Source organism: Streptomyces sp. 2323.1 (assembly GCF_900221035.1).
Taxonomy (GTDB): domain Bacteria; phylum Actinomycetota; class Actinomycetes; order Streptomycetales; family Streptomycetaceae; genus Streptomyces; species Streptomyces sioyaensis.
On record NZ_LT907981.1, the window covers coordinates 6225793 to 6242694 of the forward strand.

Annotated in this window: 15 protein-coding genes; 7 read left to right on the top strand and 8 right to left on the bottom strand. The window is 75.4% G+C overall.

Annotated features, from left to right (window positions below):
- Positions 1 to 187 precede the first annotated feature (187 nt).
- The 7 genes from CPH93_RS26805 to CPH93_RS26835 all read left to right on the top strand — a co-directional run bounded on the left by CPH93_RS26805 (position 188) and on the right by CPH93_RS26835 (position 6930).
- Positions 188 to 928 carry an SGNH/GDSL hydrolase family protein gene (locus tag CPH93_RS26805; protein WP_443031406.1) on the top strand — a complete coding sequence of 247 codons (741 nt, stop codon included), beginning with the start codon at positions 188 to 190 and terminating at the stop codon, positions 926 to 928.
- Positions 929 to 1033: 105 nt separating this feature from the next.
- Positions 1034 to 2269, top strand: coding sequence for an acyltransferase family protein (locus tag CPH93_RS26810; RefSeq protein WP_096214298.1), 1236 nt, complete (start codon positions 1034 to 1036; stop codon positions 2267 to 2269).
- A gap of 76 nt (positions 2270 to 2345) precedes the next feature.
- Entirely contained in the window at positions 2346 to 2924 is a 579-nt protein-coding gene (locus tag CPH93_RS26815) for a GerMN domain-containing protein (RefSeq protein ID WP_231976965.1), read from the top strand.
- A 109-nt stretch (positions 2925 to 3033) separates the two neighbouring features.
- Positions 3034 to 3726 carry a response regulator transcription factor gene (locus CPH93_RS26820; protein ID WP_096214299.1) on the top strand — a complete coding sequence of 231 codons (693 nt, stop codon included), beginning with the start codon at positions 3034 to 3036 and terminating at the stop codon, positions 3724 to 3726.
- Positions 3723 to 5174 carry a sensor histidine kinase gene (locus CPH93_RS26825; protein ID WP_231976966.1) on the top strand — a complete coding sequence of 484 codons (1452 nt, stop codon included), beginning with the start codon at positions 3723 to 3725 and terminating at the stop codon, positions 5172 to 5174. Before CPH93_RS26820 ends, CPH93_RS26825 begins: the two co-directional genes overlap by 4 nt.
- 20 nt (positions 5175 to 5194) lie before the next feature.
- Positions 5195 to 5743: a hypothetical protein gene (locus tag CPH93_RS26830; protein WP_093482570.1), complete on the top strand. Its 549-nt coding sequence runs from the start codon at positions 5195 to 5197 to the stop codon at positions 5741 to 5743.
- Positions 5744 to 5910: 167 nt separating this feature from the next.
- A complete protein-coding gene (locus tag CPH93_RS26835) occupies positions 5911 to 6930 on the top strand; it encodes an SCO1860 family LAETG-anchored protein (RefSeq protein WP_231977483.1) in 1020 nt (339 codons plus the stop codon).
- A gap of 96 nt (positions 6931 to 7026) precedes the next feature.
- On the opposite strand, the gene cobC is transcribed toward CPH93_RS26835, so the two are convergent.
- From cobC to CPH93_RS26875, 8 genes are all read right to left on the bottom strand, one after another.
- Positions 7027 to 8130: an Rv2231c family pyridoxal phosphate-dependent protein CobC gene (gene cobC / locus CPH93_RS26840; protein WP_096215611.1), complete on the bottom strand. Its 1104-nt coding sequence runs from the start codon at positions 8128 to 8130 to the stop codon at positions 7027 to 7029.
- 2 nt (positions 8131 to 8132) lie between these two features.
- Positions 8133 to 9038 (bottom strand): sirohydrochlorin chelatase, encoded by a 906-nt coding sequence (locus tag CPH93_RS26845; protein ID WP_096214301.1) that lies wholly within the window; start codon positions 9036 to 9038, stop codon positions 8133 to 8135.
- Positions 9035 to 9631, bottom strand: coding sequence for a cobalamin biosynthesis protein (locus CPH93_RS37645; RefSeq protein WP_096214302.1), 597 nt, complete (start codon positions 9629 to 9631; stop codon positions 9035 to 9037). The genes CPH93_RS26845 and CPH93_RS37645 overlap by 4 nt, the downstream gene beginning before the upstream one ends.
- Positions 9628 to 11025 (bottom strand): cobyrinate a,c-diamide synthase, encoded by a 1398-nt coding sequence (locus CPH93_RS26855; protein WP_096214303.1) that lies wholly within the window; start codon positions 11023 to 11025, stop codon positions 9628 to 9630. Before CPH93_RS26855 ends, CPH93_RS37645 begins: the two co-directional genes overlap by 4 nt.
- Positions 11026 to 11050: 25 nt before the next feature.
- The gene (gene cobO, locus CPH93_RS26860) at positions 11051 to 11647 is read right to left on the bottom strand and encodes a cob(I)yrinic acid a,c-diamide adenosyltransferase (RefSeq protein ID WP_096214304.1); all 597 of its coding nucleotides are present in this window, start codon (positions 11645 to 11647) and stop codon (positions 11051 to 11053) included.
- Positions 11647 to 13758, bottom strand: coding sequence for a putative cobaltochelatase (locus CPH93_RS26865; protein ID WP_096214305.1), 2112 nt, complete (start codon positions 13756 to 13758; stop codon positions 11647 to 11649). The genes cobO and CPH93_RS26865 overlap by 1 nt, the downstream gene beginning before the upstream one ends.
- Positions 13759 to 13813: 55 nt before the next feature.
- Positions 13814 to 15355 carry a cobyric acid synthase gene (locus tag CPH93_RS26870; RefSeq protein WP_093482563.1) on the bottom strand — a complete coding sequence of 514 codons (1542 nt, stop codon included), beginning with the start codon at positions 15353 to 15355 and terminating at the stop codon, positions 13814 to 13816.
- A gap of 334 nt (positions 15356 to 15689) precedes the next feature.
- A complete protein-coding gene (locus CPH93_RS26875; RefSeq protein WP_231976967.1) occupies positions 15690 to 16760 on the bottom strand; it encodes a cobalamin biosynthesis protein in 1071 nt (356 codons plus the stop codon).
- Positions 16761 to 16902: the final 142 nt, after the last annotated feature.

Genomic DNA, 16902 nt, shown 5'->3' on the forward strand with positions numbered 1-16902 from the left:
GCGGCCGGGCGAGGCCGTGTGGTGTTCCATGACGGCCTGATCCCCGTCCTGTGAGCAACCGATGACGACCAGGCTGACCGGCGATTTCCGCTGGTTTGGTGGGGACATGCACACCGATACCAGTCCTCATCGCACGCCCCCACGTCACCGGCGCCCGGCGGTCCTCGCCGCTGTTGCCCTGGTCACCGTGAGTGCCGCTGCCGCCCTGGCCGGCTGCAACGGCGGATCCGGCGGCGGGGCGGACGCGGACTCCTCCGCGCAGCAGCAGAAGGCCGGCAAGAAGGTCCTGTGGATGGGGGACTCCATCGCCGGCGCCGAGGCCCCGCCCCTGGAGGCGGCGCTTAAGGCGAGCGGCCAGCGCTTCAAGGACGCCTCGTCCGACGGCGGTGGCACGGTCGTCGCGAGCGACACCATGGCCGGCTCGATCGCACAGGACACATGGAAGGACCTGAAGAAGAACCTCGCGTCGTTCCGGCCGGACGTGATCGCCTACCAGCTCACCACCTACGACTGGGGCACGCCCGCGCAGCAGCGTGCCGCGTACGAGAAGCTCGCGAAGACCGCGCGGGACGCCGGCGCCGAGCTCGACCTCGTCTCCGCGCCGCCGTTCAAGATCGACGACTTCTACAAGAAGTACGAGGGTGCGATCAAGAGCGCGCCGAAGGTGGCCAAGGAGGTCGCCGACAAGAGCGGCGGCACGGTGCATTTCCTCGACGCCACCCCGCTGTGGGGCACCGACAGCGCCGGTAAGCAGGCCCAGCGCTCCCCGGACGGCATCCACTCCTGTCAGCAGGGCTCGGCCGCCTTCGCCAAGTGGTTCACCGAGCAGCTCGGCAAGCAGGACGGCTTCACCCCGGCCGCGCCGGAGAAGTGGGCGAAGGGCTCATGGACCGGCAGCAAGCGGTACGTGCCGCTCAAGTGCAGCTGACCCCCCGTGGCCCCGCGCCGGCTCCGGCGCACCGTCTCCTTCCCCCTTCGTACGTGGCGGACCGGCCGATGCGCCCGCACCGGCCGGTCCGCCGAGGACTCCGCCATGGCTGACACCCTTCCCGTACCGTCCGTGCACCGCCGTCCCCGCCCCGGCCGCGCTCCCGGCCGTGCCCATATCGCCCCGCTCGACGGGCTGCGCGGCCTGGCCGTCGCCGCCGTGCTGCTGTTCCACGCCGGCTACCTGGGCGGCGGCTTCCTCGGTGTCGACCTGTTCTTCGTCCTGTCGGGCTTCCTGATCACGGGGCTGCTGCTGGGGGAGGTGCAGAAGCGGGGCCGGATCCACCTGGGCGCGTTCTGGGCGCGGCGGGCGCGCCGTCTGCTGCCGGCGCTGGCCGTCATGGGCACCGCGGCCCTGCTGCTCGCCTGGGCGGTCGGCCCGCCGTCCCTGCTCGGCTTCGCGCTCGACGATGCGCCGTGGGCCGCGGCGCAGGCGGTGAACTGGCACTTCATCGCCGAACAGGTCGGATACTTCAACGCCTCCGACACCCGCCTGTTCTCGCACCTGTGGAGCATCGCCGTGGAGTGGCAGTTCTACCTGGTGTGGCCGCTGGTGGTCGCCGTGGCCGGCCGCGGCCGGGGCGGTACGCGGCGGGTCGCCGTCCTAGCCGGTGCGGGCGCGCTCGCGTCGCTGGCACTCATGATCCAGCTCGGCACTGCCGTGGACACCACGCGGGCGTACGAGGGCACCGACACCCGGGCCTTCGCGCTGCTGCTCGGCGCGCTGGCGGCGACCGCGCCGGTGCGCCGGCTGGCCGCCCGGGTGCCGGGACCGGCCGCCGACGGGGTGTGCGCGCTGCTGGTGTGCGGGCTGGTGGCGTCGTGGGTGCTGACCGGCGGCCAGAACGCGCCCGGCCTCTTCCAGGGCGGGCTGTTCGCGCACTCGCTGGCCGCCGCCGTGCTCATCGCGCTGCTCGCCGCGGCGCCGGGCGGGTATGCCGGGCGGGCGCTGGGCAGCGCCGTCCCCCGCCGGCTCGGGGAGCTCTCGTACAGCCTCTACCTGTGGCACTGGCCGGTGTATCTGCTGCTGCCGCAGGAGGTCTTCGGCGTCGGCGGCTGGGCGCGTGCCGCCCTGGCGATCGGCCTGTCGCTGGGGGCCGCGGTGCTGTCGAAGCTCCTGGTGGAGGACCCGGTGCGGTTCCGGACGCGGTGGGCCACCGGGCGCCGGGGACTGGTGGCGCTCACCGCCGCGGCCGTCGTGGCGGCGGGGGTGTGGACGGTCATCCCGCGGCCGCAGCTGGGGGCCGGAACGGTGGATGTGAACCAGCTGATGTCGCCGTAAGCGGTGGCACAGGGCACCGGGCCCGGCACGGAGGAGAGACTGGGCGAATGCGGAATAAGCGGAGGAAGTGGGCGTCATGCGGATAAGGCGCGCCGCGCGCCGCGGGGCCGGGTGGCAGGCGCCGGCCGCCGTAGTGGCCGCGGCTGTGGCGCTCGCCGGCTGCGGGGTCACGGACGCCGGGCCGGCGGCGGCCGGTGCGCCGGCCCGAGGGGCGCGGACGGCCGACGGGCCGGCGGTGCGGGCCTACTTCCTCACCGCGAACGGCACCTGGCCCGTCGCCCGGCCCGCCCCGCCCGGCGCCGGGCCGCAGACGGCGCTGAACGCGCTGCTGGCCGGGCCCACCCGGGCCGAACGGGCCCGCGGGCTGAGGACGGCGCTCCCGGCCGGCCCGCACGAGGTCCGGGCCCAGGCAACGCCAGGGGCGGTCGACCTGTATCTGCCGTGGGTGGTGTCGGAGCTGGAGACGACGGCGGTGAGCCAGCTGGTGTGCACGGCCGCCGCGGCGCCGGGCATCCCGGGCCACAAGCGCCCGGTGGACGTGGTCGTACGGATCCATGAATCAGGGCTGTCGCCGAAGGGCGAGCGTCCCTGGCCGGTGATGTGCGACGAGACCGGCGCGGCCGCCCCCGTGGAGGCCGTCCGTGCGGCCCGCTGACCCGCGCCTGCGCCCGTGCGCCCCGTCCCGGCGACCACCGCTGCCCTGAATGAGTAGCTTTGCCCCTGTCTGTTCCGCTAGCCGACCGACGAAAAGGAGAGGCCCGGCCATGACACGCGTCCTGCTGATCGAGGACGATCCGGCGGTACGCCGCGGGGTCTGCCTGGGGCTGCGCCGCCGCGGCCACGAAACCGAAGCGGTCGGCACGGGCGAGGACGGCCTGCAGGCGCTCGGGCCCTTCGCGCCGGACATCGTGCTGCTCGATCTGATGCTGCCCGGGATGAGCGGCCTGGAGGTCTGCCGGCGCATCCGTGAGACCAGCCAGGTGCCCCTGGTGATCCTCTCCGCGCGCGGCGACGACATCGACATCGTCGTGGGCCTGGAGGCCGGCGCCGACGACTACGTCGTCAAACCCGCCAGCGGGGAGCTGATCGAGGCCCGGATGCGCGCGGTGCTGCGCCGGGTGGCCCCCGCACAGCCCGCCGCGGAGCCGCGCGAGCGGCGCACCACCTACGGCGACCTCACCATCGACGGGGTCGGCCTGCACGTGCGCAAGGACGGCCAGGACCTCGTGCTGGCGCCCTCGGAACTCAAGCTGCTGCTGTTCCTGTCCGCCTCGCCGCAGCAGACCTTCAGCCGCCAGCAACTCCTCGAACAGGTCTGGGAACACAGCTACTACGGTGACGCCCGGCTGGTCGATGCGTGTGTGATGCGGCTGCGGTCCAAGATCGAGGACGATCCGCGCTCCCCGCGCTACGTCCAGACGGTGCGCGGCTTCGGTTACCGCTTCGGCCCGCTGTGAAGCGCCGCCGGATCCCCCGCCGCCTGATCCCCCGCGGCCTGCGCACCCGGCTCGTCGTCGGCTTCCTCCTGGTGTCCGCGCTCAGCGCGCTGACGACCGCCGCGATCACCTACCACCAGGCGCGCACCGCGATCCTGGCCCGCGCCCAGGACAGCGCCGTGCACGACCTGCGCGACCAGGTCGACTCCCTCGCGCCCGACCTGCCCGCCCGGCCCACCGAAGCGGATCTGCGCGACCTCACGCTCCAGCTCGACCGGGCCGGCGGCGCGCGCAGCTGGCGCACCGCCGCCGCCTACCGCAGCGGCCCGCTCGTCGCCACCACCAGCCCCGCCCCCGCCGTCCCCAAGGAGCTGCGCAGCGCCGCGGGGACGGCCCGCGACGCCGTCGTGCAGCGCTTCCACCGCGGCGGCGACCCCCAGCTCGCCGTCGCGCTGCCCGTCGCCTCCGCCGACCGCCCGTCCCAGCCGTCCGGACTCGTCGTCTACGCCACCTTCTCGCTCGCATCCGAGCAGCGCGACGTCTCCTCGCTGGTCGCCGCGGCACGCGCCGGCGCTCTGCCCGTCGTGCTCGCCGCCGTCGTACCCGCGCTGCTCGCCGCCCGCCGCGTCCTGCGCCCGGTGCGGCAACTGCGCTCCGCCACGGAGTCCATGGCGGCCGGCGCGCTCGACACCCGTATCGACGTCACCGGGGACGACGAACTCGCCGATCTGGGACGCACCTTCAACACCATGGCCGCGACCCTGCAGGCCGACGCCACCACCCTGCGCCGCATGGAGGCGGGCGCCCGCCGGTTCGCCGCCGATGTCTCGCACGAGATGCGCACCCCGCTCGCGGCGATGACCGCCGTGACCGGGGTGCTCGATGAGGACGCCGCCTCCGGCCGGCTGGACCCGGAGACCTCCGAGGCGCTGACGCTGGTCGCCGACGAGACCCGCAAACTCGCCCGCATGGTCGAGGACCTGATGGAGATCTCCCGTTTCGACGCCGGTGCCGCCGTGCTGGACCTCGACGAGATCGATGTCGGCGAACTCGTCCGCAAGACGCTGGCGCTGCGCCACTGGCAGGACCGGGTCGAGGTCGCCGTACCGGACGGCCTGCGCGCCCGCCTCGACCCGCGCCGCATCGATGTCGTCCTGGCCAACCTCCTCGGCAACGCCCTGCGCCACGGCGGCACGTCGGCGCCGGTGCGGCTGCGGGCCCGGGCCGGCGCGGACGCGCTCGTCCTCACCGTCGCCGACGGCGGCGCGGGCATCCCCGACGACGTGCTGCCGCATGTCTTCGACCGCTTCACCAAGGGCGACGCGGCCCGCACCCGCAGCGAGGGCAGCGGGCTGGGCCTGGCCATCGCCGCCGAGAACGCCCGGCTGCACGGCGGCACCCTCACCGCCGCCAACGCCCCCGACCGAGGAGCGGTGTTCACCCTGACCCTGCCGTGGGACCCGGTGTGAGACGGCGCCGGGGAATCCTTGTGCCGCTCGTGCCGGCCGCCGCCCTTGCGCTGGTCAGCGCCTGCGGCATCACCGACAGCGGACCCGCGCAGGCCGGCCCCCCGGCCGCCGGACTGCCCGAGGCGGAACGGCCCGCGGACGTCGTGCACGTGTACTTCTCCTCGCCCCTCGGACTCGAACGCGTCTCGCGCCTCGACCGCGGCCCCAACTCCCCGCAAGACGCCCTGAATCGCCTGCCGGAGGGCCCTGACGAGGCCGAGCGGGCCCGCGGCCTGATCAGCTTCGTGCCGCGCAACGCCCCCGCGCCGACGGTCACCGGGCAGCGGCGCGGCAGCGTCGACGTCCTCGTGCCCAGCGGGTGGGGGACCAGCCGCACCGCCCTGCGCCAGCTGGTGTGTACGGCCGCCGACGCGGTGGGCACGGCGGACGGCACCCGGACCGGCGAGGTGGACGTACGGGTGCGCCGCACGCCGGGCGGCGCCACGGATACCCAGCGCTGCGAGCTGAACCCGGGCTCAGGGCGGGGCCCCACGCCGCCCGAATCGAATAAAGGCGCGGAAACCACCTAATAGGGTGAACTGACTGCGCGTGGCTCCCCGTTCACCGTCGGTGCGGACACGATGTGCGGGTCGATGTCGCCGGCCCGCGTGATGTCCCCCATTGGCGCGGCCGGCGGCTCCATTTCTCCTGTGAGGGTTCCACACACGTGTCCACCAGTCCCGCCCGTTCCTTCGGCATGCCCCGACGCCTCGCCGCGACGTTCGTCGCCACCGCGCTCACGGCCGGCCCCGCCCTCCTGCTCGGCGCCGTGCCCGCCCATGCCACCGGCAACCACGGCCCGGCCCGCGGCACCGCCGACGCGGTCGTGCTGCGCACCGGCCTGAACGTCGGGCTGCTCCACAAGACGCTCGATGTGCCGCTGAACGCCGTCCTGAACGAGGTGCACGCCCCGGCCTCCGCCTCGAAGACCGCGCTCACCGTCACCCTCGACGGCCTCGACCACGGCAAGCCGTTCAGCGTGCTGCGCGCCGACGCCGCCACCGCCCGGGGCACCGCCGACCGCCACAAGGCCGAGGGCTACGCCAACCTCGTGCGGGCCAAGGTCCATCTGCCGGGTCTGCCGCCGCAGTTGTCCCTGATCGAGGCGCAGCAGGTCACCGCCAAAGCGGTGTGCGAGGCGGGACAGCGGCCTCGCGCCGAGTCCAACGTGCTGGGGCCGGTCCGCGTCCTGGGCAAGAAGGTCACGCTCAAGGCGGGCGGGACGACGGACGTCAAGGTGCCGGGCGTGGGCGAGGTGCGGCTCGACCTGTCCCACAAGAGCGTGACGTCCAAGAGCGCCGCGGCCACCGCGCTGGAGCTGAAGGTCTCCCTCAACCCGCTGCGGCTGAACGTCGCCGAGGTGCACGGCCGGGTCACGCTGGTCCGGGCCGGCTGCACCGCACCGGGCGGCACGGGACCCGGGGACAACGGCTCCGGCGGCACCAGCGGTGGCCAGACGGGCGGCCAGACCGGCGGTCAGAGCGGTGGCCAGACGGGCGGCCAGAGCGGCGGCGGCACGAAGCCGGCCGGTGGGGGCACCGAGGTGCACCAGGCCGGGACCCGGCCCGGCAGCAGCCAGAACCTCGCGGAGACCGGCGGCAGTTCGGCCACGCCGTACCTCGCCGGCGGCGCGGCCCTGCTGGTCGCGGCCGGGGCCGGCTCGATCGGCTACGCCCGCCGGCGTCGCGGCGCCGCGACGCAGGGCGGTCGCGGCTGACGGACCCGTACACCACGCCGGTGCTGTGGGGGCACCGTGTGTGGGGTACGGCCGGGGTGCGCCGTACGGGCCCGTACGGCGCACCTCACGCCTCGCCTACGTCAGGGCCTCGTCCAGCACTTCGCCCAGCGCCGCCGCGAACCGGTCCGTTGTGGCCCGGTCCCGTACCGCCAGCCGCAGCCAGTCGGGGCCCAGGCCCGGGAAGGTGTCGCCACGGCGCACCGCGAAGCCGCGGGTCCGCAGCGCGGCCCGCACCCCGTCCGCGCCCGGCAGTTGGAGCAGCACGAACGGGCCCGCCGCCGGGGCTACCGTCCGGATCTGCCCGAACGCGCCCAGCCGGGCCAGCAGATGGTCCCGGTCGGCGGCGATCTGCCCGGCCGCGGCGGCCGCCTCGGCCAGCGCCCCGGGCGCGGAGCACGCCTCGGCCGCCGCCAGCGCGGGACTGGAGACCGGCCACAGCGGCTGCGCCCGCTCCAGGGCGGCGATGGTGTCGGCGTCGGCCAGCACATAGCCGATCCGCAGCCCGGCCAGCCCCCACGTCTTGGTGAGACTGCGCAGCACCACCAGTCCCGGCAGAGCCGTGCGGCCGGCCAGCGCCTCCCGTTCGCCGGGCACCGCGTCCATGAACGCCTCGTCCACCACCAGCGTCCGGCCGGGCCGCGCCAGGCGGGCCAGTACGTCCGCGGGGTGCAGGACCGAGGTGGGGTTGGTGGGGTTGCCGACGACGACCAGATCGGCGTCCTCGGGCACCGCGGCCGGATTCAGCCGGAAGCCGTCCCGGGCGTCGAGCAGGACCCGTCCGACCTCGTGCCCGGCGTCCCGCAGCGCGGCCTCGGGCTCGGTGAACTGCGGATGCACCACGACCGGCCGGCGGGCCCGTACGGCCCGGGCGAGCAGGACGAACGCCTCCGCGGCGCCGGACGTCAGCAGCACCCGCTCCACGGGCAGCCCGTGCCGGACGGCGACCGCATGGCGCGCCGCGCGGCCGTCCGGGTACGCGGCGAGGGTGTCCAGCGACGCGGCGATCCGTGCCTTGAGCCAGGCCGGGGGAGTGCCGGTGCGGACATTGACCGCCAGATCCGTCAGTACGCCGTCCGCGCCCCGCACTTCGGCGTCGCCGTGATGCCGCAGGTCGGGTTCGGGCAGCGGCGGGGCGGCCGGGGGAGCGGGGAGCCGGGCGGATCCGGTGCGCGCCGGCACGGTCACCGCTCCCCGGTGTCCGCCGCCGGAGAAGCGGTCGGCCACGCCGCGCCGACGGTCTCCCGGGCGTCCTCCGCCGCCGCCCGGCAACCGCACGGCGCACTGCTCAGCAGCGGATCGCCCGCCGCCGCGTGGTAGCGCTCCATGACCGCCTCGGCCAGCTCGGCCGGGGTGCCGAGCACTCCCGCCCCGAGCACCTCCGTGCCCGGGTGCGCCGCGGCCCAGCCCTCGGTCTGCATCCGCAGCCGCTCCAGCAGACCGCCGGGGAAGAAGAAGTAGGGCAGGACCACGATCCGGCTGGCCGCACCGGCTCCCGCCGCGGCGGCCAGCGCCCGGCACCGGTCCAGTCCGGCCGGCACGTCGGGGGCCGTCCGGGCGACGAACGCGGTCTCCACGCCCGCGAAACCGCGCCCCTCCCACAGCAGCCGCGCGGCCCGTACCACCTCGGCGTTGGCCTGCGGATCGGCGGTGCCCCGCCCCACCAGCAGCACGGTCGTCCGTGCCCGGTCCTCCGGCCGGCGGGCCCCGCCGCCCAGCGCCTCGTCCAGCCGCCGCTCCAGCACGTCCAGCAGCTTGGGGTGCGGCCCAAGCTCGACGCCGCAGACGTGGTCGAGGCGGGGGTGGCGCTCGGTCGCCCGCGCCAGCGCCGCGGGCAGCGCCTCCGGGACCGGCCCGGTGGGGGCGAGCAGCAGCGGTACCACCGCGAGCCGGGTCACGCCCCGCGCCACGAGCCCGTCGACCGCCTCGTCCAGCGGCAGCGACGCCGGTGAGGTGCCGAAGAACCCGCCGGCGACCGGGACGTCGGGGTGGCGCTCGCCGAGCACACGCACCAGGGTGCGCAGGGCCTCGGCCCCGCTTTCGTCACGGGTGCCGTGACCGGCGATGAGCAGTGCGGGAGGAGGGGTCACTGGGTCTCCTTGGTGCCGGTGGTTGTGCTGTCGGGCGCCGGGCCGCCGACGGCCGCCGTCCGCCGATCCGTGCCACGGCGGGGCGGGTTGGACGAGGTCATGACGATATCCGCAGCCCCCGAGGCGGCCTCGGTGGCTCCCTCCCTACCAGCGGTAACCCCACCGTGATCCGTTACAGCCGGCCCGGCGAGCGCGCAGGTCGCCTGTGCCGGCCGGCCCTGCGGCGCCGACTTCCGCTTGCCGGCGAGGAGTTCGGCACCCGGCCCCGCGGCCAGCAGTGCGGCGGCCTCGGCCACGCTCGGCGTCCCGACGGCGGCCGCCGCGGCCGCGGACGGCGCCGGTACCCGTACGGCCGCCAGGTCCGCCGCCGGGAACGACCGCAACGGCACCCCCAGTCGGCGGGCCGCGCCGAGCAGACCCGGCTCCGCCGACTTGTCCGCCACCGTCGCCAGGGCGACGATCCGGGCCGCCGGATCCACCGTGGCCAGCGTGGCGTGGAGCAGCTCCAGCACCTCGCCGACCGGGACCCCGCGGCGCGCTCCGACGCCGGCGACCAGCGCCGCCGTCGGCTCGCCGGCCGCCCGCCGGCTCATCCCCGGCCCGCGGCGATCCGCGCCGCGCTCGCCACCAGACGCCCGGCCAGCGCCGGTTCGGCGGCCCAGTGCACATGCAGATACGAGGCATGCACCCCGCCGGCCACGAAGCCCTCCACCCGCCGCTCCGGGTGCGTCAGCCCCCAGGCCGGATCCGCGCCCGCCCCCGGCTCCAGCACCGTGCGGTGGAACTCGTGGCCGCGCACCCGGGTCCCGGCCGCGGCCAGCGCGTTGTCCCGCAGCGCCACCGCCTCCCGGTAGCCGAGGGTGAGCCGCTCGGTCATCCGGGCCTCGGCGGGCAGCACCCCGCACATCGGCTTCCCGTCGATCGACCGGGACAGATAGAGCAGCCCGGCGCATTCGGCGGAGACCGGCGCCCCCGAGGCGGCCAGTTCGGCCACCGCCGCACGCAGCGGCTCATTCGCCGACAGCTCCGGCGCATAGACCTCGGGGAAGCCGCCGCCTATCACCAGCCCCTGGGTGCCGGGCGGCAGGCGCTCGTCCCGCAGCGGGTCGACGGGCACCACCTCGGCGCCCGCGACGGCCAGCAGCTCGGCGTGCTCGGCGTACGAGAAGGTGAACGCGGCGCCGCCCGCGACCGCGATCCGCGGCCTGGCGGAGGGGGCGGCCGCGGCCGTCCCCGTCACCGGTGCCAGCTCCGCCGCCGGATCCCACGGCGCGTCCGGCAGTTCGGGCACACTGTGCGCCAGCGCCAGCAGCGCCGGGAGATCGCAGCCTTCGCGGATCCGCGCGGCGAGCTCGCCCACCGACTCCAGCGCCTCGGCCCGCCGTTCGGCGACCGGCACCAGGCCCAGATGGCGCGACGGCGTCCCGGCCCGCCCGTCGCGGCGCAGCGCGCCGAGCACCGGCACCCCCGAGGAGTCCATCGCCTCGCGCAGCAGCTGCTCGTGACGGTCCGAGCCGACCTTGTTGAGGATCACCCCGGCCAGCCGCACCTCCGGGTCCCACGAGGCGAAGCCGTGCACCAGCGCGGCCACCGACCGGGACTGCGAGGAGGCGTCCACCACGAGCACCACCGGCGCCCGCAGGATCTTCGCGACCTGCGCCGTCGACGACAGCTCGCCCCGGTCCGACGCCCCGTCGAACAGCCCCATCACGCCCTCGACGACGGCCAGATCCGCGCCCGCCGCACCGTGCAGGAACAGCGGCGCGATCCGGTCCGTCCCGCACAGAAAGGCGTCCAGATTGCGGCCGGGCCGGCCGGTGGCCAGGGAGTGGTAGCCCGGGTCGATGTAGTCGGGGCCCACCTTGTGCGGCGACACCGTGAGCCCGGCCTCGGTGAACGCCGCCATCAGCCCGGTGGCCACGGTCGTCTTTCCCGCGCCCGACGACGGCGCGGCGATCACCAGCCGGGGGACCGCACCGCCGCTCATGCCGTACCCGCCCCCTTCACCGTGGTCACCATTCGATGCCCCGCTGGCCCTTCTGGCCCGTGTCCATCGGGTGCTTGACCTTCGTCATGTCCGTCACCAGATCGGCGAAGTCCAGCAGCGCCTCGGGGGCGCCCCGCCCGGTGATGACGACATGCTGCGTGCCGGGGCGGTCGCGCAGCGCCGACACCACCTCGTCGGTGTCGATCCAGCCCCACTTCAGCGGATAGGCGAACTCGTCCAGCACCAGCAGCTTGTAGGTCTCCGCGGCGAGATCCCGCTTGACCTGCTCCCAGCCCTCGCGCGCCGCGTCCTCACTGGAGGCGATGTCGCGCTGCACCCAGGACCAGCCCTCGCCCATCTTGTGCCAGGCGACGGTGCCGCCCTCGCCGGACTCCCCGAGCACCTTCAGCGCCCGCTCCTCGCCGACCTTCCACTTCGCCGACTTCACGAACTGGAACACCCCGACCGGCCAGCCCTGGTTCCAGGCGCGCAGCGCCAGCCCGAAGGCGGCGGTGGACTTGCCCTTGCCCTGGCCGGTGTGGACGAACACCAGCGGGCGGTTGCGGCGCTGGCGGGTGGTGAGCCCGTCGTTCGGTACGACGGACGGCTGTCCCTGCGGCATTACGCGGCCTTCCTGTTGCCTTGCACGGTCCGTACGAGCGCGGAGACGCTGTCCGCGCGCAGTTCGTCGAGGGTGATCGCGGTGCCCTGCAGCTCACGGGCGAGCTCGCCCGCGAGCCCCAGCCGCACCGGTCCCGCCTCGCAGTCCACGACCACCGAAGCGGTGCCCTGGGCGGCCAGCAGCCGGGCCGCGCGGGCGGACCGCAGCACCGGCTCCGGGCCGCCGGTCGCCCGCCCGTCGGTGACGACCACCAGCAGCGGCCGCCGCGAGGCATCCCGCATCCGCTCCACCCGCAGCACCTCATGGGCCCGCAGCAGCCCCTCCGACAGCGGCGTACGGCCGCCCGTCGGCAGCTGCTCCAGCCGGGCCGCACCCGCCTCGACCGAGGACGTCGGGGGCAGCGCCAGCTCGGCGCCGGCGCCCCGGAAGGTGATCATGCCGATCTTGTCGCGCCGCTGATAGGCGTCCAGCAGCAGCGAGAGCACCGCGCCCTTGACGGCACTCATCCGCTTCCGGGCCGCCATCGACCCGGACGCGTCCACGACGAACAGCACCAGATTGCCCTCGCGCCCCTCGCGCACCGCCTCGCGCAGATCGTCCCGGCGCACCACCAGGCCCGGCCCGCGGCGGCCGCGTACGCGCTGGTGCGGCGCCGCGGCCTGCACGGTCGCGGCCAGGTGCAGCTTGCCCAGGGCACCGTGCGGGCGCCGGGCGCCGGTCGTCCGGCCGTGCGCGGTGCGGGCCCGCGACCGGCGGCCGTCCGCGCCCTCGCCCAGCCCCGGCACGTCCAGCCGCCGGGTGCGGAACGGCTCGGTGGCGCCGACCGCGGCCTTCTCGCCGCCCGCGCCCGGTGCGCTCTGCTCGGCCGGTTCCGGGGTCGGCCCCGATTCCTGCTGCTCCGGGGCCGCGGGCTGCTCCTGGGGGGCCTCCCGCTCCTGCTGGTGCGGGAGTTCGGGGCCCGGCGCCGACTCGTCCGGGCCGCCGTCCTGCGGCGGGCGCCCGCCGCCCTCCGGGCCGCCCCCGCCGGGGCCGTCGTCCGGACCGTCCGGCTCCGGATCGTCGTCGCCGCCCGTGCCCTCGTCCGCCCCGAACTCCTCCAGCGTCTGGTCGAGCTTGTCCTCGTCCAGGCCCGGCGCATCGAACGGATTACGGCGCCGGCGGTGCGGCAGCGCCAGCAGCGCGGCCTGCCGTACGTCCTCCTCCAGGACCTCCGTCCGCCCCGCCCACGCGGCCAGCGCGGTGGCGGTGCGCGCCATCACGATGTCCGCGCGCATCCCGTCCACCTCGAACGCGGCACAGGTCGCGGCGACCTGCCGCAGCGCCGCATCCCCCAGCGTCACGCCCGGCAGCAGCTCCCGCGCCGCGGCGATCCGCCGGCGCAGCTCGTCCTCCTCGGCCGCCCAGCGCGCCGCGAAACCGGCCGGATCGGCGTCGTACGCCAGCCGGCGCCGTACGACCTCCACCCGCAGGTCCGGCTCGCGCGAGGCGGCGACCTCGACCGTGAGCCCGAACCGGTCCAGCAACTGCGGCCGCAGCTCGCCCTCTTCGGGGTTCATCGTCCCGACGAGCAGGAAGCGCGCCGCGTGCCGTACCGAGACGCCTTCCCGCTCCACGTACGAGGCACCCATGGCGGCCGCGTCCAGCAGCAGGTCCACCAGGTGGTCGTGGAGCAGATTGACCTCGTCGACGTAGAGGATGCCGCGGTGGGCGTCCGCCAGCAGACCCGGCTCGAAGGCCTTCACGCCCTCCGACAGGGCCCGCTCGATGTCCAGCGCGCCGACCAGCCGGTCCTCGGAGGCGCCGACGGGCAGTTCGACCATCCGTGTCGGGCGTTCCTCGGCGGCGCCGGTGCCGTGCGGCCCGTCGGGGCAGCCGGGGTCGGGCGCGTCCGGGGCGCAGGCGAAGCGGCAGCCGCCGACCACGTCCACGGCCGGCATCAGCGCCGACAGCGCACGCACCGCGGTGCTCTTGGCGGTGCCCTTCTCGCCGCGGACCAGCACACCGCCGACCGCGGGGCTCACCGCGTTCAGCAGCAGCGCCAGCCGCAGGTCGTCCATGCCGACCACCGCGCTGAAGGGGTACTGCGGGGTCGTGTCGTGCGGGGTTGTCATGCTGTGTCGTCCTCCACGTCGCCGTCGAGCTCCGTATTCGTCCCTGGGGTACCCCTCATGGCGCCCCCGGAGGCACGAACGGCAGCCCGTCCGGTACCCCCTCCTCGATCAGCCGGAGCAGCGCGGCGGTGTCCGCGTGCTCCTCGATCAGATCGCCCAGCCGGTCCAGCTGCTCCTCGCGCAGGGCGGCGAAACAGGTGTCGGGGGCGGGCACGAAGGCCCGGCCGGCGTCCGCCGCGACCCGTCGCAGCAGGGCCCGGCGGAAGCCGTCGCTCTCCAGGGAGCCGTGCCAGTGCGTGCCCCATACGGAGCCGGCCCGGCACCCGTCCAGGAACTCTTCGTCCCCGCCGGTCACTTCGGCGACCCCGTGGTGGATCTCGTACCCCTCCACCGGCTCGCCCAGCGCCTCACCGGCCGGCCGCGCCAGCGTCTTCTCCGCCGCGAACCGCACCCGTACCGGCAGCAGCCCGAGCCCCTCGACGGTGCCCGCCTTCGACTCGACCTCGTCCTCGATGAGTTCGCCCAGCATCTGGAAGCCACCACAGATGCCCAGCACCGGCCGGCCCTCGGCGGCCCGCCGGGCGATCGCGTCCGCCAGCCCCCGCGCGCGCAGCCACTCCAGCGCCCGGACCGTGCCCCGGGTCCCCGGCAGCACCACCAGATCCGCGTCGGCCAGCTCCTCGGCCCGGTCCACGAACCGCACGACCACGCCGGGCTCCGCGGCCAGCGCGTCCACGTCCGTGAAGTTCGACATCAGCGGCACGGCGCAGACCGCCACCCGCAGCACCTCCGCGCCGTGCGGCGGCGCCACCACGCTCTCGCGCACCGCGCCGCGCAGCGACACCCTGAGGCCGTCCTCCTCGTCGATGCCCAGCCCGTGCGCGAAGGGCAGCACGCCCAGCGTCTGCCGTCCAGTGAGGCCGCGCAGCATCGCAAGGCCCGGCTCCAGCAGCGTCACATCGCCCCGGAACTTGTTGACGAGATACCCCGCGACCAGCGCCTGATCCTCCTTCGACAGCAGCGCGGTGGTGCCGAAGAAGGACGCGAACACCCCGCCGCGGTCGATGTCGCCGACCACGACGACCGGGATCCGGGCGGCCCGGGCGAGGCCCATGTTCACGATGTCGGTGCGCCGCAGATTGATCTCGGCGGGGCTGCCGGCGCCCTCGCAGATCACCGCGTCGTGCGTCCGCCGCAGCTCTGCCAGGCAGTCGGTGACGGTGCCGAGCAACTGCTCCTGGCGCCCGGCATGGTAGCCACGGGCACTGAGCTCACCCACCGGCTTCCCCAGCAGCACCACCTGGCTGCTGCGGTCGCTGCCCGGCTTGAGCAGCACCGGATTCATCAGCGCGGTCGGCTCCACCCGCGCCGCGGCGGCCTGCATCGCCTGGGCCCGCCCGATCTCCGCGCCCTCGCGCGTGACGAACGAATTCAGCGACATGTTCTGCGCCTTGAACGGTGCCACCCGGACGCCCTGGCGGGCCAGCCAGCGGCAGATCCCCGCCGTCACCACGCTCTTGCCGGCATCGGACGTCGTACCGGCCACCAACAGGCCACCACCGACCGCCCCGCCGGCTGCCTTCAACCGCCCGTTCACGGGGTCCTCCTCCTACGCCGGTGCTCCGGCTGTCTTGAGTCGTACGTGCGGCACTTCGAGTCTTTACGTCCGCCCGCCCCGCAAAGGCATTTCGGGTCTGTCCACCCGCCCACTCCTCGAAGGGACTTCGGGTCGCTACACCTGCCAACTCCCCGGAGGGACTTCGGGTCTGTCCACCTGCCAACTCCCCGGAGGGACTTCGGGTCTCTCCACCCACCCACTCCCCGGAGGCACTTCGGGTCACTACACCCGCCCACCCCCCGAAGGGGGGTGGGCGGCGGGGAAAAAGCAGGCGCCGGGGAAAAAGCAGGCAGCGAGGAAAAAACGGACGGCCTCATACCCGCCCCGCCCTACGCCCAAGCCCCACTCCAAGCCGCCGCCCCGCGCCCGCCCGAGCCGCCGCCCCCCGAGCCCCCGTCGCCCGCCCAGTACCGAACCCCGCCCTCAAAGCACCAAACCCCACCCGAGCCCCCACCGTCGCCACCAGCGCCCACACACTCACCCGCCGCGAGAGCCGCACCGCCCGCTCGATGTCGGACACCGCGACCGGCCGCGCCCCGCCGTTGAGCACCGGACGGTGTTCCACCCGCCCGCCGTACGCCAGAGTGCCGCCCAGCCGTACGCCCAGCGCGCCCGCGAACGATGCCTCCACGGGGCCCGCGTTGGGGCTCGGGTGGGCGCCGCCGTCCGCCCGCCAGGCCCGCAGCGCGGTGCGCCGGCCGGGGCCCGCGAGGACGGTGAGGGCGGCGGTCAGCCGGGAGCCGGGCCAGCCGGCGAGATCGTCGAGCCGGGCCGCGGCCCAGCCGAAACGGCGGTAGCGCGGGGACTTGTGCCCCACCATCGCGTCGAGGGTGTTCACCGCCCGGAACGCCACCAGCCCGGGCACTCCGCCCAGCGCACCCCATACCAGGGCACCCACCACCGCGTCCGAGGTGTTCTCGGCGACCGACTCCACCACCGCACGCGCCATCTGCGGCCCGTCCAGCGCCTGCGGGTCACGTCCGCACAGATGCGGCAGCCGCTCGCGCGCGACCTCCAGGTCACCCGCCGCCAGCGCCCCGCCGACGGCCCGGGCCTCCCGGCCGAGCGAGGTGCCGCCCAGTACGGCCCACACCGTCGCCGCGGTCAGCGCGACCCCGGCGGAGCCGCGCAGCGGGGACGGCGATGGCGCGGCGCCCCGTACGGCGCGCACCAGCAGCGCGGCACCGGCCGCGGCACCGCCCGCACACAGCAGGGCATGGGCCGCCCCGTATCCGCGGTGGTCGCGCCACAGCCGGCGCTCGACGGCGGCCGCGGCCCGGCCGAAGGCGGCCACCGGATGGCCGCGCCGGGGATCCGCCGCGATCAGGTCGCCGAGGAAGCCGAGAGCCGCGCCGCACGCATATCCCGCGTGTTCGCCGCGCATCGGGTCAGACCGCCGCTAGGGCGTGTCCACAACATTCCGCCCAGCCCGCGGCGCCTCGCCCTACACTTCGAAGGGGCCCTGCAGCAGCGGGCAGTGGAGCTCTAGACGGGCAGCCGGGCATGGCGGTATGTCCTCACTCAGG